Origin of the sequence: Planktothrix sp. FACHB-1355 (genome assembly GCF_014748295.1) — a bacterium.
In the GTDB taxonomy this organism is placed as follows: Bacteria; Cyanobacteriota; Cyanobacteriia; order Cyanobacteriales; family Aerosakkonemataceae; genus Aerosakkonema; species Aerosakkonema funiforme_A.
The window spans coordinates 1-4,391 of the sequence record NZ_JACJUP010000552.1 but is presented as its reverse complement, the minus strand read 5'-3'; the positions used below and the strand labels follow the sequence as shown (position 1 = coordinate 4,391).

At 42.7% G+C, this 4,391-nt stretch carries 4 protein-coding genes; 2 read left to right on the top strand and 2 right to left on the bottom strand.

Features of this window, described 5'->3' with window-relative positions; all coding sequences use genetic code 11:
• Together H6S82_RS33035 and H6S82_RS20440 are read left to right on the top strand one after the other, a co-directional pair.
• Positions 1-217: hypothetical protein (locus H6S82_RS33035; RefSeq protein ID WP_206756881.1), on the top strand; the 217-nt coding region annotated here is incomplete at its 5' end.
• A gap of 15 nt (positions 218-232) precedes the next feature.
• Positions 233-1,216, top strand: coding sequence for a glycosyltransferase (locus tag H6S82_RS20440; RefSeq protein WP_190471092.1), 984 nt, complete (start codon positions 233-235; stop codon positions 1,214-1,216).
• 69 nt (positions 1,217-1,285) lie between these two features.
• Here the strand turns inward: H6S82_RS20440 and H6S82_RS20435 are convergent, their stop codons facing one another.
• A complete protein-coding gene (locus tag H6S82_RS20435) occupies positions 1,286-2,446 on the bottom strand; it encodes a glycosyltransferase family 4 protein (RefSeq protein ID WP_190471091.1) in 1,161 nt (386 codons plus the stop codon).
• A 10-nt stretch (positions 2,447-2,456) separates the two neighbouring features.
• On the bottom strand, positions 2,457-4,391 hold a 1,935-nt coding region (locus H6S82_RS20430; RefSeq protein WP_191056629.1), incomplete at its 5' end, for an AAA family ATPase.

The following is a 4,391-nucleotide window of genomic DNA, read 5'->3' as shown; positions in this document are numbered from 1 at the left end:
TAATATATGGCATATGTTAAATATCATTTATTGGGATTATAAACATATACCTAGCTGGAAGTATATAAATTTTTATGTTCGGCAAGTTATTAAAGTTATTGCTAGCGATTTCTGGTTGAGAAGCAGGCTAGAAGGAGAACTACAGGATTATTTTAAAGAGCAAAATGCTCCCCAGCCAATTATTGATGCAATTATGTCTGAAATAAGTCGCAAATAATTTAATTTAACTAATATGGCATTAATATCTGTAATTATTCCAGTATATAACGGTGAAAAAACAATTCGAGAAACCATAGAATCAGTTTTGGCGCAGACATTTTCCGATTGGGAGTTAATTATTATTAATGACGGTTCTACTGATAGTACTTTGGAAGTTATTGCTAACATCAAAGATAATCGATTAAAGGTTTTCTCTTATCCAAATGCTAAACAAGCTGCTAGCCGAAATCGTGGACTTTCTATAGCTCATGGTGAATTCATTGCCTTTTTAGATGCAGATGACGTATGGATGCCGGATAAACTAGAGCTGCAATTAAAAGCTTTACAGACAAATACTCAAGCAGCTATTGCTTATAGCTGGACTGATTGTATAGATGAATCCGGGCAATTTTTGCGTCGAGGAAATCATATTAACCTAACTGGTAATGTTTATGCACAGATGTTGTTGACTGATTTTTTGGAACATGGCTCTAACCCTTTGATTCGCAGAGATGCTTTAAACCAAGTTGGTAGCTTTGATGAGTCACTTCCTCCTGCTGAGGATTGGGATATGTGGTTGCGCTTGGCTGCACGCTATCAATTTGTCGCGGTGCCATCAGTACAAGTTTTATATCGAATTTCTGCTAATTCAGCATCTTCTAATCTTGGGAAGATGGAGGTAGCTTGCTTGCAAGTTATTGAACGAGCCTTTTCTCAAGCTCCTGAGTCTCTACAACATTTGAAAAAGCACAGTATTGCTAACACCTATAAATACTTAACTTTCAAGGCACTTGAAGGCTTTGTAGAACGACGTAGAGTTTTAGAAGCTGGAAGATTTCTCTGGTATACCGTGAAGAACGATCGTGCTATCTTGTTCTCAAGAATTATTTTAAAAGTATTACTTAAAATAGCTGTAATCTTGCTGCTGCCTACGGCTCAGGCTCAGGCTTTAGTTAGTAGATTTAAAGGATTATTCAATACCAGTACAATACTGGGATATCTGCGGCAGACTGTGTAAAAATACTAATTTTTGAAGCAAGGCGCTTTAGAAGTATAGTTAAAGATGAACTTAAGCGATCGCACCTTCCTAACTACCCACAGCACAACGCTCAATCATATCAACATAAGCTCGGCGAAGTTGCTCCCAACTAAAGCGATCGTAAACGCTACGATGGTAACCGAGGCGCTTATGCTTATCCAGACTTTCACTGAGAACTTTAGTTATTAAATTTGCCAAGGTTCCTGACAATTCAAAATTAGCAAAATAACCTTCTTTCCCCAACACATAACGGGGAATATCGTAATCATGAGCTAAACATGGTAACCCATATGACATAGCTTCGACAAACACGCGCCCAAATGCTTCGCGCAAAGAAGCTAGCACAAAAACATCAGCAATTCTGTAATAATCATCTACTTGATTGCGAGGTACTGTTCTTATTTGAAAATTATCTGAACCTAATAATTGATTGCCTAACTGGATTAGTTTATCTGATTCCTTTTCTTTTTGTCCCAATAGTAAAAGAAATGGTCTTGGCTCTGGCAAAGTAGCAACTTCATGAATAATATAATCCACTCGCTTGTGAAAACTGTTAATAGCTGCTACGGAAAGAATTAAAGGTTTCTCTTTAGGTAATCCCAGCCTATTTCGTAAAACTTCTCGCTCCTGGGCTGAAAGCATTTGTAGTTCGGACGGTATATTGAATCCAGAAGGAAGCAGAGTATGTTTTGCCGCAGGTTCTTGATAATTTAGAGTATTTTGAAAGCTCGTTGGAGTCAAGTGCTGTACATGATTCCAACGAGTAAAAGGAGGAGAAAACGGGCCACCATTACGGAAAAGTAACTTATAATTTTGTTTTGTCAACCGCCGCCAATGCCAAAGTAGATAACCTAAACCATCATCGCTGAAATAAATTACGTCTGGTTTTTGACTCTGTATAAATGGCAATAGACTAAAAACAAATGAAGCTTCTTCAATGAAGTAGCCTTCTTGTTTGAGAAAATAATCTCCTTTTTTCAAAAATTCACTCAAGTTTTTCACTAAATTTCCCAGTTTAACTGCCATCCAACTAGAGCGCGGCATATTCCATAAATTTATGGATTTTTCCTGAGAATTACCACCTCCTTTGAAGAGAGTTACGTCAAGAGAAGATTCCTGCGATAAAACAGAAAAGCACTCTTGGAAAAAGGACTCATAACCGCGCTGGACGTTGCCCAGCCCAGAACAGAGGAGAAAAACTTTAATCATTACGATCGCCTTAAGAAGGCAGTTTTTGAGGCTCTAATAAGCCAATTGCCTGTTTTTTGCTAAATGTTAACTTATTATCAGCGCAGTCGATCGCAATTATATCGCCTGGAACAAAAGCGCCCTCCAGCAGCATGGTAGCAATGGGATTTTCCAACTCTCGCTGAATCGCTCTTTTCAGGGGACGAGCGCCGTATACTGGATCGTAGCCTGCTTCTGCCAAACGATCTTGGGCGGCTGGTTTGAGTTCGATGTTGATTTTTTGGTCGGCGAGTAATTTTTGAATGCGCTGCATTTGAATGCTCACAATTTGCCGCAATTCGCTGCGACTGAGGGTGTGGAATATGATCGGTTCATCGACGCGGTTGAGAAATTCCGGACGGAAATGTTTTCTTAAGGCGTCCATCACCTTTTTACGCATTTGTTCGTATTGGGAATCATCCCAATTTTGGATTTTAGATTTGGGATTTTGGATTGCAGAATCAAGTTCTGATTTTTTATCTGTTCGTCCTTGCTTCTCGCCTAATAGGTCAATAATTAAATTCGAGCCTATATTACTCGTCATTATAATTACAGTATTGCGGAAATCGACCGTTCTCCCCTGGGAATCGGTGATTCTCCCATCATCCAACACTTGGAGGAGGATGTTGAACACATCCGGGTGCGCCTTTTCCACTTCATCCAGTAACACCACCGAGTAGGGACGCCTGCGAATCGATTCCGAAAGTTGTCCGCCTTCCTCGTATCCGACGTATCCGGGAGGCGCACCCACTAGGCGCGATACGGAATGCTTTTCCATGTACTCGGACATATCGATTCGCACTAAGGCGTCTTCGGAATCGAACAAAAACTGGGCTAAAGCGCGGGCTAACTCCGTTTTTCCGACTCCACTTGGCCCCATGAACAGAAATGAGCCGATCGGTCTTCCTGGGTCTTTCATTCCCGCCCTAGCGCGTCGAATCGCCGCTGCAACGGCTGAGACGGCTTCCTGCTGTCCGACTACTTTTTTATGCAATTGCGCTTCCAATTGCAATAGTTTCTGCCGTTCCGACTCTAGCAGGCGGTTAACGGGAATTCCCGTCCACTTACCGACGATTTCGGCGATATCGGATTCGGTGACTTGTTCGCGCAACAGGGTGGAACCTTGGGATTGCAGTTTCAAAAGTTCCGCTTCTTTCGCTTCCCGATCGCGCTGCACTCCCTCCAGTTTGCCATACTTCAACTGCGCGGCCTTATTGAGATCGTAAGCTCTTTCAGCTCGCTCGATCTGCACCCGCAGTTGTTCTTCTTCCTCTTTTAAAGTATTGATCGCTTCCAGAAGATTCTTTTCACCTTGCCATTGGGAAGAAAGTTGTTCTTGTTCTTCCTTCAATTCGGTAATTTCATCTTCAATTCCGCGCAAACGTTCTCGCGATGCCTTACTTTCTTCCCCTTCCAGGGACAACTTCTCCATTTCTAACTGCATCAGTCGCCGATCGATCCCCTCTAACTCTTCCGGTTTTGAGGTGATCTCCATTTTCAACTTAGCAGCTGCTTCATCGACCAGATCGATCGCCTTATCTGGCAAAAATCGATCGGAGATGTAGCGATGGGAAAGCGTCGCCGCCGCCACCAACGCCGAGTCTGTAATCTTAACCCCGTGGTGAACTTCGTAGCGTTCCTTCAGTCCCCGCAAAATCGAAATCGTATCTTCAACTGTAGGTTGATCCACGTAAACTTGTTGGAAGCGCCTTTCCAACGCCGCATCTTTTTCGATGTGCTTGCGGTACTCATCCAACGTAGTTGCGCCAATGCAGCGCAATTCCCCACGCGCTAACATCGGTTTGAGCAAGTTGCCCGCATCCATCGCCCCTTGAGCGCCCACACCCGCACCGACGACGGTATGCAGTTCATCTATAAATAAGACAATTTGCCCTTCCGAGTGGGTGACTTCCCGCAATACCGATCG

Excerpts from the sequence above, each read along its gene's own strand:
- H6S82_RS20435 (WP_190471091.1), bottom strand. The coding sequence starts at position 2,446 with ATGATTAAAGTTTTTCTCCTCTGTTCTGGGCTGGGCAACGTCCAGCGC.
- H6S82_RS20440 (WP_190471092.1), top strand. The coding sequence starts at position 233 with ATGGCATTAATATCTGTAATTATTCCAGTATATAACGGTGAAAAAACA.